The organism is Pseudomonas sp. FG86, assembly GCF_057808775.1.
Genome location: NZ_JBMDIS010000200.1, coordinates 1 through 598 on the forward strand (window position 1 = coordinate 1; position 598 = coordinate 598).

1 protein-coding gene is annotated in these 598 nt (G+C 58.5%); it reads left to right on the top strand.

Annotated elements, in window-relative coordinates; translation table 11 throughout:
* The coding region (locus tag ACODSV_RS36305) for a hypothetical protein (RefSeq protein ID WP_489078414.1) at positions 1-598 on the top strand (598 nt) is incomplete at both ends.

The following is a 598-nucleotide window of genomic DNA, read 5'->3' on the forward strand; positions in this document are numbered from 1 at the left end:
TGCCAACGCCACCGTCAGCTTTCGTGAACAGGACACCTGGCGACCCGACGACCTCATCCAGATCACGCTGTTGGTCAGCAATCCCAACATCACGACTGAGTACAAGCAGAGCAAACGGTTTGACAGCATCCCGAACGACGAGGGCGTGCTCTCGTTCACCGTACCGGGTGAAGATATCAAGCGGTTTGACGGGTTGCGCGTGCAGGTGTTCTACACCCTTCTGCGCACCGGGCAGGACTCACTGAGCGAAACCTATCAAGTGGGCGAGCCCAGACGCGATATGCCCCCACCCAAAATCGAAAAGGCATCGGGCGCTCAACTGGACCCGGACGATGTAAAGAATGGCGCCAAAGTCATTGCCCCCTTCGCCAGCACGCGCGCAGGCGACCAGATGATCTTGTGGTGGACAGGCCCGCTGGCCAGCACCCAAGTCGACTACGATGTCCACCGGGATGGCGAACTCGCTGAGTTCGTGGTGCCGTACGTCTTTGTCGAACGCAACCTTGATCAGGACGTAATTGTTTCCTACACCCTCAAGCGTGGGCTTGAACCGACGCGTTACTCCGAAATCACGTCCGTGCTGATTGCCCGAGGCCTG